Below are 15,820 nucleotides of genomic sequence, written 5' to 3' on the forward strand. Positions count from 1 at the left end.
TATGCGCCGGCATCCCGCAATGTTGAAATCGACTCCAACCGGACGTGACATGACGCGACTCCCCAATCGCCGCCTGCTGGCCCTCGCACTCGTTGCCGGTTTCGGCGCGCCCGCCCTGGCGCAGGCAGCCGAGCCCTTCACCGTCAGCGACATCCGCGTGGATGGTCTCCAGCGCATCACCTCCGGTACCGTGTTCACCTACCTGCCGGTGGAACGTGGCGACACCATCACCGACAACAAGGTCGGTGAAACCATCCGTGCGCTGTACAAGACCGGCTTCTTCGAAGACGTCCAGCTCAACCGCCAGGGCGACATCCTCGTGGTCACGGTCAAGGAACGCCCGGCGATCAACAAGTTGACCGTCACCGGCAACAAGGACATCAAGAGCGACCAGCTGCTCAAGGGCCTGAGCGACATCGGCCTGACCGAGGGCGGCACCTTCGACCGCCTGAGCCTGGACCGCGTGACCCAGGAACTGCGCCGCCAGTACAACGACCGTGGCAAGTACAACGTGGACATCACCCCGACGGTGAGCCCGCTGGACCGCAACCGCGTGGACATCGCCATCGCGATCAAGGAAGGCAAGGCCGCCAAGATCCAGCACGTCAACCTGGTCGGCACCGAGAAGTTCCCCGCCAAGGACATCCTGGAAACCTGGGAATCCAAGGAGCACAACTGGGCCTCGTGGTACCGCCGCGATGACCAGTACTCCAAGGAAAAGCTGTCCGGCGACCTGGAAAAGCTCAACGGCTGGTACCTGGACCGCGGCTACGTGGATTTCAGCATCGATTCCACCCAGGTCTCGATCAGCCCGGACAAGCGCGACATGTTCATCACCGCCGGCGTGACCGAGGGTGAGCAGTACAAGATCTCCGAGATCAAGGTCACCGGCGACACCATCCTGCCGCAGGAAGATGTCGAGCGCATGGTGATCCAGAAGTCCGGCGACACGTTCTCGCGTGCGCTGCTGGAATTCAGCTCGGACCAGATCACCAATTCGCTGTCCAACATCGGCTACGCCTTCGCCAAGGTGAACCCGATCCCGACCAGCAACCGTGCCGACCGCACGGTGGCCATCAACATGCAGGTCGTTCCCGGCCCGCGCGTGTCGGTGCGCCGCATCACCTTCAAGGGCAACACCCGCACCTCCGACGAAGTGCTGCGTCGTGAAATGCGCCAGTTCGAGAACAGCTGGTACTCCCAGGCTGCGATCGACCGCTCCAAGATCCGCCTGCAGCGCCTGGGCTACTTCGAATCGGTGGACGTGGAAACGCCGCCGGTCACCGGCAGCAACGACCAGGTCGACGTGGTCTACAACGTCAAGGAAACCACCTCGGGCAGCTTCGTGTTCGGCCTGGGCTATTCGCAGTCCTACGGCATGACCACCTCGGTGCAGCTGTCGCAGAACAACTTCCTCGGCGGCGGCAACCGCGTGTCGGTCGAAGCCTCGCGCAGCAGCTACCTGCAGCGCTACGGCTTCAGCTACACCAACCCGTACTTCACCGATGACGGCGTCTCGCTGGGCTACAACCTGTCCTGGCGCGAACTGGATTACTCCGACTTCAACACCGCGCAGTACAACAGCACCAACGGTGCCGCGCAGGTGGTGTTCGGCGTGCCGATCACCGAGAACGACACCGTCTCGCTGATGGTGGGCATCGACAGCAACCAGATCACCACCTACCAAGGCTCGACCCCGCAGGCGATCATCGATTACATCGACGCCATCGGCCAGCGCACGTTTCATTCCTGGCGCACCGAGCTGGGCTGGGCGCGCGATACCCGCAACGACTACTTCATGCCGACCCGCGGTACCTACCAGCGCGTGGGCCTGGAAACCACGCTGCCGGGCTCGACCGTCGAGTACTACAAGCTGAACTACCAGTTCTCCAAGTACTGGCCGATCATCCCGCAGCTGGTCATCAACACCCGCGCCGAAGTCGGCTACGGCGACAGCTACGGCAATGACACCACCCGCGTGATCACCAACCCGGATGGCAGCACCCGCGTGGTGACCGCCTCGGGCCTGCCGTTCTACGAGAACTTCTACGCCGGTGGTACCAACTCGGTGCGCGGCTTCGAGGACAACACCCTCGGCCCGCGTTCGGAACCGACCCTGAGCTACAACCGCGGCCAGCCGCTGGGTGGCTCGCTGAAGACCGTCGGTTCGGTCGAAGCCTACTTCCCGCGCCTGTTCGACAGCCCCTCGGCCCGCATCTCGGCCTTCGTGGACTTCGGCAACGTCTACAACGGCGTGGACAACTTCAAGGCCAACGAACTGCGCGTCTCCACCGGTGTGGCCCTGCTGTGGCGCGCCCCGGTCGGCCCGATCTCGATCAGCTACGCCTTCCCGTTGAAGAAGGAAGATGGCGACGAAGTCGAGCGTCTGCAATTCACGTTCGGCGGTCAGTTCTGACCGCCTAACGTGAATTGCCCAAGGTTTGCGCAGCAAACCTTGGGGCCCAACGATTCCTCCTATCCCCCGCGCCGTCGGCGCGGCCCCCTTGACAGAAGGGGGCCTCTCCACCAGACGCGGTACGCATTCGCCGGGCTTTGCCCGGCGTTTTCGTTTTGGCGCTGGGAGCGATCATGGCTCCGTGCCGATCGGGGTTCGAACCGATCATGGATCGGTGCCGCTTTGGGGTGGCACTGGTCGTTCGATGCCGCTCTGGGTAGGTGCCGACCGTTGGTCGGCACGAACGTCCGGGATCAATGCGAGCCGGCCAGCGGCCGGCACTACCCTGCCGCGCGCGGGTTGAACCATCGGGGTCCGTGGGGGCTGTCCGCCACGGAGCCGCGCGATCGCCCCGGATGCGCCGGGCCGCAACAAACCGCCCACCACACCCCGGAACCCCCGCCCCGCATGACCGTTTCGGCATCACACGGTAAACTCCCCCGGTGAACACTCCTACCTATACCGCCCAGCAACTCGCCGAGCAGTTTGGCCTGCAGGTCCATGGTGATGGCAGCACCGCCATCCATGGCGTGGCTACGCTCGCCCATGCCGGCCCCGGCCAGCTCACCTTCCTGGCCAACCCGCGCTACCGCGCGCAGCTGGCCGACAGCCAGGCCGCCATCGTCGTGCTGCGTGCCGAGGATGCCGAGGCCGCGCCCGGCGCCGCCCTGGTCGCCAAGGACCCGTACACCACCTTCGCCAAGATCGCCGCGCTGTTCGACATCGCACCGCCGCGCGCGCCGGGCATCCATCCCAGCGCCTGCATCGATCCGGACGCCCAGGTCGCCGCCAGCGCCCACATCGGCCCGTTCGTCACCATCGGTGCCCGCAGCGTGGTCGGTGAGAACTGCATCGTCGGCCCCGGCAGCGTGATCGGCGAAGACTGCACCCTGGAGACCGGCTGCGAGCTGATCGCCCGCGTGACCCTGGTCACCCGCGTGAAGCTCGGCAAGCGCGTGCGCATCCATCCCGGCGCCGTGCTCGGTGCCGACGGCTTCGGCCTGGCCATGGATGCCGGCCACTGGATCAAGGTGCCCCAGCTGGGTGGCGTACGCATCGGCGACGACTGCGAAATCGGCGCCAACACCTGCGTGGATCGCGGCGCGCTGGAAGACACCGTGCTGGAAAACGACGTGCGCCTGGACAACCTCGTGCAGATCGCCCACAACGTCCAGATCGGCGCCCACTCGGCCATCGCCGGCTGCACCGGCATCGCCGGCAGCGCCAAGATCGGCCGTTACTGCCTGCTGGGCGGCGCCGTCGGCGTCGTCGGTCACCTCGAAATCTGCGACAAGGTCGTCATCACCGGCAAATCGGTGGTGCGCAACTCCATTCATGAGCCGGGCGAGTACTCCTCCGGCACCCCACTGACCGACAACCGCACGTGGCGCAAGAATGCCGCGCGCTTCAAGCAGCTCGATGCGCTCGCCCGGCGCATCCTGTCTGTGAGCAAGGAGAAGGAATGAGCAACAACCAGAATCTGCCGGACATCAACCAGATCCAGCAGTTGATCCCGCACCGCTATCCGTTCCTGCTGGTGGACAAGGTGATCTCGCTCGATTTCGAGAACCGGAAGATCGTTGCCACCAAGAACGTCAGCATCAACGAGCCGTTCTTCCAGGGCCACTTCCCGGGTCAGCCGATCATGCCCGGCGTGCTGATCATCGAAGCCATGGCGCAGGCCGGTGGCGTACTGACCCAGCTCACCCTGGGCCGCGATGCGCAGTCCAAGCTGTTCTACATGGTCAAGGTCGACAAGGCGCGCTTCAGCAAGCAGGTCGTGCCCGGCGACGTGCTGGAAATGCACGTGGAGATCAAACGCGTGATCCGCAACATGGCGGTGTACGACTGCGTGGCCAAGGTCGATGGCGAAATCGTCGCCTGCGCCGAAGTGCTGTGCGCCGGCACCCGCGAATGATCCAGGCAGGAGATCTGCAATGAGTGACAACACCCCTCTCATCCACCCCACCGCGGTCATCGACCCGTCGGCGTCGCTGGCTGCGGATGTGCGCGTGGGTGCGTTCTGCCTGATCGGCGCGGACGTGGAGATCGGTGCCGGTACCGAGATCGGTCCGCATTGCTCGATCCATGGCCCGACCCGGATCGGTCGCAACAACCGTTTCATCGGCCACGCCGCGATCGGTGGCGAGCCGCAGGACAAGAAGTACAAGGCCGAACGCACGGAGCTGGTGATCGGTGATGACAACGTCATCCGCGAATTCGTCACCATCAACCGCGGCACCGCCGGTGGTGGCGGCATCACCACGGTCGGCAACGACAACTGGATGCTGGCCTACACCCACGTGGCGCATGACTGCCACGTCGGCAACCACTGCGTGTTCTCCAACAACACCACGCTGGCCGGCCACGTCACCGTGGGCGACTACGTGATCATCAGCGGCTTCGCCGGTGCCCACCAGTTCTGCCGCATCGGTGCCCACGCCTTCCTCGGCATGGGCGCGTTGACCAATGGCGACGTTCCACCGTTCACCATGGTCGGCAGCGACAGCCTGGGCCGCCCGCGCGGCATCAACAGCGAAGGCCTCAAGCGTCGCGGCTTCGATGCCGAGCGCATCGCCAGCATCAAACGCGCTTACCGCACCCTGTACGTGGCCGGCCTGCCGCTGGCCGAAGCCAAGGTGCAGCTGGCCGAGCAGGCCAGCCAGAGCGCCGACGTGAAGGACCTGCTGGACTTCATCGAAAGCGCCGAGAGGCCCTTGCTGCGATGACGGGTCCAGGCGGGCACACCCCGGGCATGACGACCGCCGAGATCATTCCGCTCGCTGCGATGGCGACCAGCGTCGAACAGACGCTGGCGCTGCGCACCTCCGACCGGCCGGTGCGCATCGCACTGGTGGCCGGCGAAGCCTCCGGCGATCTGCTCGGTGCCGGCCTGATCCGCGAACTGCGCCTGCGCTTCCCGAATGCCGAATTCGCCGGCATCGGCGGCGATGCCATGCGCAGCGCCGGCTGCCAGACCTGGTTCGATGCCAGCGAACTGGCGGTGATGGGGCTGACCGAAATCCTGCGCCACCTGCCGCGTCTGCTCAAACTGCGCCGCGAGTTCCGCGCGCGTGCGCTGGAGTGGCAGCCGGACGTGTTCATCGGCATCGACGCACCGGACTTCAACCTCGGCGTCGAGCGCTGGCTGAAGGACCGCGGCATCCGCACCGTCCATTACGTCAGCCCTTCCGTCTGGGCCTGGCGTGAGAAGCGGGCCGAGAAGATCGGGGCCAGCGCCGACCTGGTGCTGTGCCTGTTCCCGATGGAACCACCGATCTACGCCAAGCACGGCATCGACGCCCGCTTCGTGGGCCACCCGATGGCCGATGACATCCCGCTGCACAATGATCGCGAACAGGCGCGTGCCGAGCTCGGCCTGCCCTCCAATGCCAAGGTGCTGGCGGTCCTGCCGGGCAGCCGCCTGGGCGAGATCGGCAAGCTCGGCGAGCCGTTCTTCGAAGCCGCCTGGCAGGTCTCCGAACGCATTCCCGGCCTGCACGTGGTGGTGCCGGCGGCCAACGCCGCCTGCCGCCAGCTGATCAGCGAACAGCTCTCCGCCTCGGCCCTGCCGGTCGCCCATTCGCACCTGCTCGACGGCAACGCGCGTACCGCGATGATCGCCGCCGACGTGGTCGTGCTCGCGTCCGGTACCGCCACCCTGGAGACGATGCTGGTCAAGCGCCCGATGGTGGTCGGCTACCGCGTGGCCGAACTCACCTACCGCATCGTCAAAGCGCTGGGCCTGCTCAAGGTCGACCGCTTCGCCCTGCCCAACATCCTGGCCGGCAAGGACCTTGCCCCGGAACTGATGCAGCACGACTGCACGCCGGACAAACTGGCCGCCGCGATCCTGCAGTGGTTCGACCACCCCCAGCGCGTGATCGACCTGCACGACACCTACGAACGCCTGCACCTGCAACTGCGCCGCGATGCCTCCGCACGCGCCGCCGACGCGGTGACCGACCTGCTCGAACGCGGTCCCAACGGCGGTCGCGCCGCATGAGCCGTCGCCACGCCGCTGCCGCCTCGCTGGCCCTGTTCGACGGCGCCGCCCTGGCCACCGTAGCCCCGCGCTACGTGGCCGGCGTGGATGAAGCCGGCCGCGGCCCCCTGGCCGGCCCGGTCGCCGTCGCCGCCGTCGTATTCTGCCCCGACCGACCGCGCCTGAACGGCCTGGACGACTCCAAGCAGCTCACCGCTGCCCGCCGCGACCAGCTCTACGACAAGATCTTGGACCGCGCCCTGGCCTGGCACGTGGTGATGGTGGACGTCGGCGAAATCGACACGCTCAACATCTACCAGGCCACGATGCTCGGCATGCGCCGGGCCGTCGAAGGCGTCGCCCACGTCGCCCAGTTCGCCCGCATCGACGGCAACGTGGTCCCCAAGGGCCTGCCCTGCCCGGCCCAGGCGTTGATCGGCGGCGATGCCCTGGACCGCGCCATCATGGCCGCCTCGATCCTGGCCAAAGTCAGCCGCGACCGCTTCATGCAGCGCCTGCACGACGCCCATCCCGAGTACGGCTTCGACCAGCACAAGGGCTACGGCACCCCGGCCCACCTCGCCGCCCTGCGCAGCCACGGCCCCTGCCCCCAGCACCGGCGCAGCTTCGCCCCCGTGCGCGCGTGCCTGGAACCTGCGCTGAGCAGCCTCCCCGCCTGAGCGCTGCCATGGCCGGACGGCACCCGGCACCACAGCGCTGGACATACGGGGGTTGCCCGCCACCGCGCATCGGCCAGCGGTGGCGTCGGATGCCCCGGCAAACCTGAACCCCAGCGCCCGCGCGCGCCCCCGCAACACCCCTGTCAAGCCTTGTTAGCGTCCACCACCACCGCTACCCTGACCGGGCATCACATTGGTTCGGCATGTCCACTTCCCGTTTCGTACATCTCCACGTCCACACCGAATTTTCGCTGGCGGATTCGACCATCCGTGTCCCGGCGAAGCCGGATCAGGCTGACCCGAAAAAAGCCAAGCAGGCCAACCTGCTCAGCCGCGCGGTCGAACTGAAGCTGCCTGCACTGGCAGTGACGGATCTCAACAACCTGTTCGCGCTGGTCAAGTTCTACAAAGCCGCCGAAACCGTGGGCATCAAGCCCATCGCCGGCGCGGACATCATGATCGCCGAAGAAGGCATGACGCCCTGGCGCATGACCCTGCTCTGCCGCGACCGCGAAGGCTACCTCAGCCTCTCCAGGCTGCTCACCCGCGCCTGGATGGAAGGCCACCGCCCCGAAGGCGGCGTCGCTGTGCACCCGGAGTGGCTCAAAGCCGGCTGCCACAACCTGTTTGCACTGGCCGGCCGCGACAGCCTTGCCGGCCGCCTGGCCGGCGATGGCCGCCATGACCTGGCCGAGCAGCAACTGGCCGACTGGCAGCGCGTGTTCGGTGATGGCCTGCACCTGGAGCTGACCCGTACCGGCCGCGACGGCGAAGAAGCCTTCAACCAGTTCGCCCTGCAGGCCGCCGGCCAGCGCGGCCTGCCGGTGATCGCCAGCAACGATGTGCGCTTCCTGCAGCCGGAAGACTTCAACGCCCACGAAGCCCGCGTGTGCATCTCCTCCGGCCGCGTGCTGGACGACCCCAAGCGCCCGCGCGACTACAGCGACCAGCAGTACCTGAAGTCCGCCGAGGACATGTGCGCGCTGTTTGCCGACATCCCCGACGCGATCGACAACACGCTCGCGCTGGCCGAGCGCTGCAACATCGAAATGCGCCTGGGCACCTACTTCCTGCCCAACTACCCGGTGCCCGAGGACGAAACCCTCGACAGCTGGATCTGCAGCGAATCGCGCAAGGGCCTGGAAGCGCGCCTCGAAAAGAATCCGCTGGCGCCGGGCAAGACCCGCGCCGATTATTTCGAGCGCCTCGAGTTCGAACTGGCCACCATCATCAAGATGGGCTTCCCCGGCTACTTCCTGATCGTGGCCGACTTCATCCAGTGGGGAAAGAACCAGGGCATTCCGATCGGCCCCGGCCGCGGTTCCGGTGCCGGCTCGCTGGTCGCCTGGGCGCTGCAGATCACCGATCTGGATCCGATCCCGTACAACCTGCTGTTCGAGCGCTTCCTCAATCCCGAACGCGTGTCGATGCCCGACTTCGACATCGACTTCTGCATGGACCGCCGCGACGAGGTCATCGACTACGTCGCGCGTAAATACGGGCGTGACCGGGTCAGCCAGATCATCACCTACGGCACCATGGCGGCCAAGGCCGTGGTGCGCGATTCCGGCCGCGTGCTCGGCTTCCCGTACGGCCTGGTCGACGGCGTTTCCAAGCTGATCCCGAACATCCTGGGCATTTCGCTCAAGGATGCGATGGGTGAAGGCAAGGATTCGGAAATGGCCTCGCCGGAGCTGATCCAGCGCTACCAGAACGAAGACGACGTCCGCGACCTGATCGATCTGGCCCGCCAGCTCGAAGACCTCACCCGCAACGCCGGCAAGCACGCCGGTGGCGTGGTGATCGCGCCCGAGCCGCTGGCCGAATTCTGCCCGCTGTTCGCCGAACACGACGAAGGCGGCCGCGGCCGCAACCCGGTTACCCAGTTCGACAAGAACGACGTCGAAGAAATCGGCCTGGTGAAGTTCGACTTCCTCGGCCTGCGCACGCTGACGATCATCGACTGGGCGGTCAAGGCGATCAACAAGCGCCATGAACGCGCCGGCATCCCGCCGGTGGACATCACCGCGCTGCCGCTGGATGACGTGCCCACCTACAAGGACATCTTCGCCAACGGCAACACCGGCGCGGTGTTCCAGTTCGAATCCTCGGGCATGCGCCGCCTGCTCAAGGACGCGCGCCCCGACCGCTTCGAAGACCTCATCGCGCTGGTGTCGCTGTATCGCCCCGGCCCGATGGACCTGATTCCCTCCTTCAACGCGCGTAAGCACGGGCAGGAAGAAATCATCTACCCCGATCCGCGCACCGAAGCGATCCTGAAAGACACCTACGGCATCATGGTGTACCAGGAGCAGGTGATGCAGATGGCGCAGATCGTGGGCGGTTACTCGCTCGGCGGCGCCGACCTGCTGCGCCGCGCGATGGGCAAGAAAGTGCCGGCCGAAATGGCCAAGCACCGCGAGATCTTCCGCGAGGGCGCGGCCAAGGACGGGGTGAGCGAGGCCAAGGCCGACGCCATCTTCGACCTGATGGAGAAGTTCGCCGGCTACGGCTTCAACAAGTCGCACGCCGCCGCCTACGCGCTGGTCAGCTACCAGACCGCCTGGCTCAAGCGCCATTACCCGGCCGAGTTCATGGCCGCGACGCTGTCCTCGGACATGGACAACACCGACAAGGTGGTCGGCTTCCTCGCCGAAGTGCGCAACCTCGGCCTGACCGTGCTGCCGCCGCGCGTGAACGAATCGGCCTACATGTTCGAAGCCTCCAGCGCCGACACCATCGTGTACGGCCTGGGCGCGATCAAGGGCGTCGGCCAGGGCGCCTGCGAAGCGATCGTGGAGGAGCGCCAGCGTGGCGGCCGCTATGCATCGCTGCTGGATTTCTGCATGCGCGCCGAGTCCGGCAAGCTCAACCGCCGCACGCTCGAAGCGATGATCAACTGCGGCGCGATGGACGGGCTCGGCAAGAACCGCGCCTCGCTGATGCTGCAGCTGCCCGAAGTGCTCAAGGCCACCGACCAGATGGCACGCGAGAAGGCCTCCGGCCAGAACTCGCTGTTCGGTGCGCCCGATCCGGTCACCACCGCGATGCAGCTGGAACTGCCCGAAGCCAAAGAGTGGGCGCTGGGCCAACTGCTGGAAGGCGAACGCGAAACGCTGGGTTTCTACCTCAGCGGCCACCCGTTCGATCCCTACGCCGATGACGTCAAGGATCTGGTCGGCACCGACCTGGGCATGCTCGAGAAGCTGATCCCGCCGGCACGCCCGAGCAAGGATGGCGAGAAGCGTGCCTGGCGCCAGGAAACCCCGGTGATCCTCGCCGGCCTGGTGGTCGGGGTGCGCCGCAAGGGCGAGAGCCAGATCTTCATGCAGCTCGAAGACGGCAAGGGCCGCGTGGAGTGCAGCGCCTTCACCGATGGCCTGGCCGAGTTCGGCCACCTGATGACCAAGGACCGCATCCTGGTGGTCAAGGGTGGCCTGCGCGAAGACGAGTTCAACGGTGGCTACGCGCTGCGCATCCGCCAGGTCTGGGATTACGAAGACATCTGCGCCAACTACGCCACGCGCCTGTCGCTGCGGCTGGACCTGCGCCAGGACGGCGCCGTGTGGAACCGCATCAACGCCCTGCTCGACCGCCATCGCCCGGGCCGCACGCCGCTGCGCCTGGACCTGCTGCTCGGCTCGGCGCAGGGCCCGGTGGCCGGCATGCTCGATGTGGCCGGTGAGATCGCCGTGCGCGTGGACAGCCAGCTGGTCGATGCGCTGCGCGCCGACCCTGCGGTGCGCACGGTGAAAGTGCGCTACAGCCCGCCCTGGGCGAACTGATTCTTTTTTTTCTGTTGCAACACAGGTGTTTTGTTTTGATCAAGCGTTTTACCGGGCTGCTGATCGCAGCCGCTGCCCTCACCGGCTGTTCCAGCCCCGCCCAGACGTTCGAGATCGACAACCCGGGCGATACCCCGCTGACCCTGCGCATCGATGGCAACGAACTGCCGATCGCCGCGCACGCCTCGCGCCCGGTCAAGCTCAAGCCCGGTGAACATCATCTGCAGACCGAACGCCTCGGCGACGTGCGCTTCATCGTCTACGCCAAGGGCAAGGGTGGCCTGATCAACCCGACCCTGGCCGAGTACGTGATCGCCAACGAGATCTACGTCACCGGCGAAGACAAGCTGAAGAACTTCGGCGACCTCAACAACCAGATCGAGCTGGGCGGCGTCAACTTCGAGGGGCCGTACCAGAGTACCCACGCGCTGTTCATCGACAAGACGTGGACCTTCGGCGTCCACGAGCCGTTCCCCGAAGAGCAGACCGTGATGCACGTGGACGCCAGCGGCGGCCGGATCAACGCCAAGATCTTCACGGCCCCGGCCTTCATCGACTATGTCGAAGACAACCTGGGCGACCCCGGCGTCTATGTACGCCACCAGCCCAAGGGCTATGTCGCGCCCACCTACACGCTGGAAGCCGCTCCGACCGCCCTGCCCGCGCTGGACCCGGCCTTCGAGGCCCATGCCGGCCCGCTGCGCGAGCTGTACACCCGCTACCTGCATGCCACCACCGCCGATGCGCAGCTGCAGCTCCAGCAGGAGGCCTTCCAGGCGCAGATGGCCTTCACCGCCGCGACCGCCACGCTGGGCTCGGGCCTGCCCAAGGAGGCCAACGAGGGCTACAACACCTTCGTGCAGACCCGCAGCAGGCTGATGGGCAGTGCGGCGCTGGTCGTGCCCTGACCTGACTGGCGCCCCTGGCCCCGCTGCGCTACCGTCGGTTTCCAGACGACGGCGTACGGGGCTTTTCGGCGCATTCGGCTACACTTTCCCTCTTTTCTTCACGACGGTTTCCGATGAATCCGAACTACCTCGACTTCGAGCAACCCATCGCTGATCTGGAGGCGAAGATCCAGGAACTGCGCAGCGCCAGCGCCGGACCTGCGGTCAATGTCGAGGCCGAGGTCAATGCCCTGCAGGACAAGCTGCGGGTGCGCACCGCGCAGATCTTCCGCAACCTGACCTCCTGGCAGGTCCTGCAGCTGGCCCGGCATCCGTCCCGCCCGTACACCGAGGACTACATCCGCATCATCTGCGATGAGTTCCAGGAACTGGCCGGCGACCGCGCCTTCGCCGACGACAAGGCGATCATCGGCGGCCTGGCCCGTATCGGTGGCCGCTCGGTGATGCTGATCGGCCATCAGAAGGGCCGCGACACCAAGGAAAAGATCAAGCGCAACTTCGGCATGCCCAAGCCGGAGGGCTACCGCAAGGCGCTGCGCCTGATGAAGATGGCCGAACGCTTCGGCCTGCCGGTGCTGACCCTGATCGACACCGCCGGTGCCTGGCCGGGCATCGACGCCGAATCGCGCGGCCAGTCCGAAGCGATCGCACGCAACCTGATGGAAATGGCCGAACTGAAGGTGCCGGTGGTCTGCACCGTGATCGGTGAAGGCGGCTCAGGTGGCGCACTGGCGCTGGGCGTGGGCGACCGCACCGTGATGCTGGAATACAGCGTCTACTCGACCATCAGCCCGGAAGGCTGCGCCTCGATCCTGTGGAAGGACCCGGCCAAGGCCAAGGATGCCGCCGAACAGCTCGGCCTGACCGCCCCGCGCCTGAAGAGCCTGGGCCTGGTGGACAAGGTTGTGCGTGAGCCCACCGGCGGCGCCCACCGCAACCCGAACCAGATGGCCAAACGCCTGAAGGCCGTGCTGCTCAACGAGCTGGACGTGCTGGAGAAGCTGCCGGTCGATGAGCTGCTGCAGAAGCGTTACGAGCGCCTGCGCAGCTACGGGACCTACGAAGTAGCCTGACCGGGCTGCGGCGGAAACGAAAAAGCCGGACGCGCGAGCGCCCGGCTTTTTTTGTGCTGCACGCCGGCGGGCTGGCTCGGCGGTCGTGCCGGCCGCTGGCCGGCTCCTCCGTTATCCGGCATCCCCGGCATCCCGGTGAGCCGGCCAGCGGCCGGCACTACCCGGTTTCGCACGCGGGTCCGAGGTAGTTGGCCTGCGGCCGGCACCACCGCTGCGGATCGCTTAGAACGGCTTGGCGATCACCAGCCACACCACGCCGATGAACAGCACCAGCGGCAGTTCGTTGAACCAGCGCAGCGCGCGCGAGGACGGCAGCACCCTGCCCTTCACCGCGCCTTTCAACAGCCGGCCGGTCCACGAGTAGTACACCAGCAGCAGCACCACCAGGCCGAGCTTGGCATGCAGCCAGCCTGCCGCACCGGGGGCGACCATGGTCGGGAAGTCCGGAATCACGCGATAGCCCAGCCACAGCACCACGCCCAGGATCAGCGCAAGGCCGAACATCATGTGCCCGAACCTGTACAGGCGCAGGCCCATCAGCTGCAGCCGCTCGGTCACCGGCAGCTGGCCGGCGGTCTCGCTGAGGTTGACCAGGATCCGGGGCAGATAGAACACCGCCGCCATCCATGCCACCACGAACAGCAGGTGGAAGGTCTTGACCCAGTAATAGGACTGCATGCGCTTGCTCCCGCGGCTGGCGTAGGTTGGCCGCCATTCTCGCATGCCCGGTTGCGCCGCCCCACGGGTGGCCGACGCGACCCTTCGCCGCACCCCGGCTGCGCATCCGCGCGCGCCACACCGTACGATAGGCGCCGCTTTCGCCCACCTGCAGATCCCCATGGACAAAACCTACGACGCCGCCTACTTCCAGCGCTGGTACCAGCCCGACCAGACCGGTGGCGCCGCGCGCCTGGCGCGTAAGGTGGCACTCGCCGTGGCCAGTGCCGAGTACTACCTGGAACGCCCGATCCGCAGCGTGCTGGATATCGGCTGCGGCGAAGGCGCCTGGCGTGCGCCGCTGCTCAAGCTGCGTCCGCGCGTGCAGTACCTTGGGTTCGACAGCAGCGATTACGCGGTGCATCGCTACGGCCGCAGCCGCAACCTGCACCCGGCCAGGGTCGGCGATTTCGCCTGGCTGCGTCCGTGCGCGCCGGTCGATCTGCTGATCTGTTCGGATGTGATGCACTACGTGCCCAGCCGCGAACTGCGCCCGGCCTTGGAAGGCTTCGCCGAACTCACCGCCGGCGTCGCGTTCCTGGAGGCGTTCACCGCCGAGGATGACTTCGATGGCGACCATGAAGGCTTCCAAGCCCGTCCGGCGCGCTGGTACCGCAGCCAGCTCAAGCGGGTCGGATTCACCGCGTTGGGCTCGCATTGCTGGTTGTCGCCCGCACTGTCCGGACAGGCGGCGGCACTGGAACGCGGCGCGCCTTGAGTCTCTATAACAATTGAGACAGCCCCCGCATTAACGCGCCCGCGCGACGGGTGCGCTATGCTGCGCGGCAACATAAGACCATACATATCGGACGTCATGCTATATCAGCTGCATGAGTTGACCCGCAACCTGCTCGCCCCGTGGGTGCACCAGGCCCAGGCCAACGCGAAGTTCTTCGCCAATCAAGGTCATTGGTGGTCGCAGATGCCCGGCGCGGATCGCCTGGCCGCTGTGAACGAGCTGTTCCACCGCATTGGCAAGGATTACGAGAAGCCCGAATGGGGCATCAACGAGATCGACGTCGAGGGCGAGCGCGTCCCGATCGTCGTCCACGAAGAGGTCAGCAAGCCGTTCTGCAAGCTGCTGCGCTTCAAGCGCCACAGCAATGAAGCCGACCAGCTGCACACCATGCTCAACCAGCCGTTCGTGCTGGTGGTGGCGCCGCTGTCCGGCCACCACGCCACGCTGTTGCGCGATACCGTGCGCACCCTGTTGCGCGACCACCGCGTGTATGTGACCGACTGGGTCGATGCGCGCATGGTGCCCGGCAGCGAAGGCGAGTTCGGGCTGGAGGATTACATCGCCTATGTGCAGGAATTCATCCGCCACCTCGGCGCGGAAAAACTGCACGTGGTCAGCGTCTGCCAGCCGACCGTGCCGGTGCTCGCCGCCGTCTCGCTGATGGCCAGCCGTGGTGAAGCCACGCCGCGTTCGCTGGTGATGATGGGCGGCCCGATCGATGCGCGCTGCAGCCCGACCGCGGTCAACAACCTGGCCACGCAGAACCCGATGTCGTGGTTCGAAAACAACGTCATCCACACCGTGCCGGCCACCTTCCCGGGTGCAGGCCGCCGCGTGTATCCCGGCTTCCTGCAGCATGCCGGTTTCCTCTCGATGAACCCGAGCCGCCATTTCAGTTCGCACTGGGATTTCTATGCCGACCTGGTCAAGGGCGACATGGAAGATGCCGACGCGCACCGGCGTTTCTACGACGAGTACAACGCTGTGCTCGACATGCCGGCCAAGTACTACCTCGATACCATCCGCGTGGTCTTCCAGGAGTTCCTGCTGCCGCGCGGCGAGTGGTACGTGCAGGGGGAACGGGTGGATCCCAGCGCGATCACCGGCACCGCGCTGCTGAGCATCGAAGGCGAGCTGGACGATATCGCCGGCCTTGGCCAGACCGAAGCGGCGCAGGAACTGTGCACCGGCATTCCGGCTGCGCACCGCGAGCATTTCATCGTGGAAGGCGCCGGCCATTACGGCATTTTCAGCGGCCGCCGCTGGCGCGAAACCGTCTACCCGAAGGTGCGTGATTTCTTCGCCGCCCATGCGCAGACCGTGGCCAGCAAGCCGAAGAAGGCCGCGAAGATCGCGAGCAACGTGACGCCGCTGCGGCGTAAAGCCGGCTGACGCCAGCGCGATATGCGGTAGTGCCGGCCGCTGGCCGGCACTACCGGATCCTCGGGTTCTGCAGCGCCGGTAGGTGACGACCGTTG

12 protein-coding genes are annotated in these 15,820 nt (G+C 66.3%); 11 read left to right on the forward strand and 1 reads right to left on the reverse strand.

The window, feature by feature from the left end:
- Nucleotides 1–49: 49 nt before the first annotated feature.
- The 9 genes from bamA (at nucleotide 50) to NJD74_RS02765 (ending at nucleotide 12,886) form a co-directional block, all read left to right on the forward strand.
- The gene (gene bamA / locus NJD74_RS02725; RefSeq protein WP_070426936.1) at nucleotides 50–2,416 is read left to right on the forward strand and encodes an outer membrane protein assembly factor BamA; all 2,367 of its coding nucleotides are present in this window, start codon (nucleotides 50–52) and stop codon (nucleotides 2,414–2,416) included.
- 482 nt (nucleotides 2,417–2,898) lie between these two features.
- A complete protein-coding gene (lpxD, locus tag NJD74_RS02730) occupies nucleotides 2,899–3,921 on the forward strand; it encodes a UDP-3-O-(3-hydroxymyristoyl)glucosamine N-acyltransferase (protein WP_046272048.1) in 1,023 nt (340 codons plus the stop codon).
- On the forward strand, nucleotides 3,918–4,373 hold the full coding sequence (gene fabZ / locus NJD74_RS02735) for a 3-hydroxyacyl-ACP dehydratase FabZ (protein ID WP_019184406.1): 456 nt from the start codon (nucleotides 3,918–3,920) through the stop codon (nucleotides 4,371–4,373). Before lpxD ends, fabZ begins: the two co-directional genes overlap by 4 nt.
- Nucleotides 4,374–4,392: 19 nt before the next feature.
- Nucleotides 4,393–5,184: an acyl-ACP--UDP-N-acetylglucosamine O-acyltransferase gene (gene lpxA / locus NJD74_RS02740; protein WP_102789180.1), complete on the forward strand. Its 792-nt coding sequence runs from the start codon at nucleotides 4,393–4,395 to the stop codon at nucleotides 5,182–5,184.
- Complete coding sequence (gene lpxB, locus NJD74_RS02745; protein ID WP_102789179.1) at nucleotides 5,181–6,461, forward strand: lipid-A-disaccharide synthase; 1,281 nt, start codon at nucleotides 5,181–5,183, stop codon at nucleotides 6,459–6,461. The genes lpxA and lpxB overlap by 4 nt, the downstream gene beginning before the upstream one ends.
- A complete protein-coding gene (locus NJD74_RS02750; protein WP_070473288.1) occupies nucleotides 6,458–7,120 on the forward strand; it encodes a ribonuclease HII in 663 nt (220 codons plus the stop codon). The genes lpxB and NJD74_RS02750 overlap by 4 nt, the downstream gene beginning before the upstream one ends.
- Before the next feature lie 203 nt (nucleotides 7,121–7,323).
- A complete protein-coding gene (gene dnaE, locus NJD74_RS02755; protein WP_319623623.1) occupies nucleotides 7,324–10,905 on the forward strand; it encodes a DNA polymerase III subunit alpha in 3,582 nt (1,193 codons plus the stop codon).
- A 56-nt stretch (nucleotides 10,906–10,961) separates the two neighbouring features.
- Nucleotides 10,962–11,813, forward strand: coding sequence for a hypothetical protein (locus NJD74_RS02760; protein ID WP_319623808.1), 852 nt, complete (start codon nucleotides 10,962–10,964; stop codon nucleotides 11,811–11,813).
- A gap of 113 nt (nucleotides 11,814–11,926) precedes the next feature.
- Nucleotides 11,927–12,886: an acetyl-CoA carboxylase carboxyltransferase subunit alpha gene (locus tag NJD74_RS02765; RefSeq protein WP_019184412.1), complete on the forward strand. Its 960-nt coding sequence runs from the start codon at nucleotides 11,927–11,929 to the stop codon at nucleotides 12,884–12,886.
- Between the two features lie 222 nt (nucleotides 12,887–13,108).
- On the opposite strand, the gene NJD74_RS02770 is transcribed toward NJD74_RS02765, so the two are convergent.
- Nucleotides 13,109–13,564, reverse strand: a complete 456-nt coding sequence (locus NJD74_RS02770; protein ID WP_019184413.1) for a CopD family protein — start codon at nucleotides 13,562–13,564, stop codon at nucleotides 13,109–13,111.
- Nucleotides 13,565–13,724: 160 nt separating this feature from the next.
- Between NJD74_RS02770 and NJD74_RS02775 the strand changes: the two genes are divergently transcribed.
- Together NJD74_RS02775 and phaZ are read left to right on the forward strand one after the other, a co-directional pair.
- The gene (locus NJD74_RS02775; RefSeq protein WP_046272054.1) at nucleotides 13,725–14,321 is read left to right on the forward strand and encodes a class I SAM-dependent methyltransferase; all 597 of its coding nucleotides are present in this window, start codon (nucleotides 13,725–13,727) and stop codon (nucleotides 14,319–14,321) included.
- Between the two features lie 57 nt (nucleotides 14,322–14,378).
- The gene (gene phaZ / locus NJD74_RS02780; protein ID WP_172838054.1) at nucleotides 14,379–15,734 is read left to right on the forward strand and encodes a polyhydroxyalkanoate depolymerase; all 1,356 of its coding nucleotides are present in this window, start codon (nucleotides 14,379–14,381) and stop codon (nucleotides 15,732–15,734) included.
- Nucleotides 15,735–15,820 lie beyond the last annotated feature (86 nt).

The sequence above is a fragment of the Stenotrophomonas sp. RG-453 genome (genome assembly GCF_033843685.1).
Lineage (GTDB): Bacteria > Pseudomonadota > Gammaproteobacteria > Xanthomonadales > Xanthomonadaceae > Stenotrophomonas > Stenotrophomonas bentonitica_A.

Excerpts from the sequence above, each read along its gene's own strand:
- NJD74_RS02765 (WP_019184412.1), top strand. The coding sequence starts at position 11,927 with ATGAATCCGAACTACCTCGACTTCGAGCAACCCATCGCTGATCTGGAG.
- dnaE (WP_319623623.1), top strand. The coding sequence starts at position 7,324 with ATGTCCACTTCCCGTTTCGTACATCTCCACGTCCACACCGAATTTTCG.
- NJD74_RS02770 (WP_019184413.1), bottom strand. The coding sequence starts at position 13,564 with ATGCAGTCCTATTACTGGGTCAAGACCTTCCACCTGCTGTTCGTGGTG.
- lpxA (WP_102789180.1), top strand. The coding sequence starts at position 4,393 with ATGAGTGACAACACCCCTCTCATCCACCCCACCGCGGTCATCGACCCG.
- NJD74_RS02775 (WP_046272054.1), top strand. The coding sequence starts at position 13,725 with ATGGACAAAACCTACGACGCCGCCTACTTCCAGCGCTGGTACCAGCCC.
- NJD74_RS02750 (WP_070473288.1), top strand. The coding sequence starts at position 6,458 with ATGAGCCGTCGCCACGCCGCTGCCGCCTCGCTGGCCCTGTTCGACGGC.
- lpxB (WP_102789179.1), top strand. The coding sequence starts at position 5,181 with ATGACGGGTCCAGGCGGGCACACCCCGGGCATGACGACCGCCGAGATC.
- phaZ (WP_172838054.1), top strand. The coding sequence starts at position 14,379 with ATGCTGCGCGGCAACATAAGACCATACATATCGGACGTCATGCTATAT.
- bamA (WP_070426936.1), top strand. The coding sequence starts at position 50 with ATGACGCGACTCCCCAATCGCCGCCTGCTGGCCCTCGCACTCGTTGCC.
- fabZ (WP_019184406.1), top strand. The coding sequence starts at position 3,918 with ATGAGCAACAACCAGAATCTGCCGGACATCAACCAGATCCAGCAGTTG.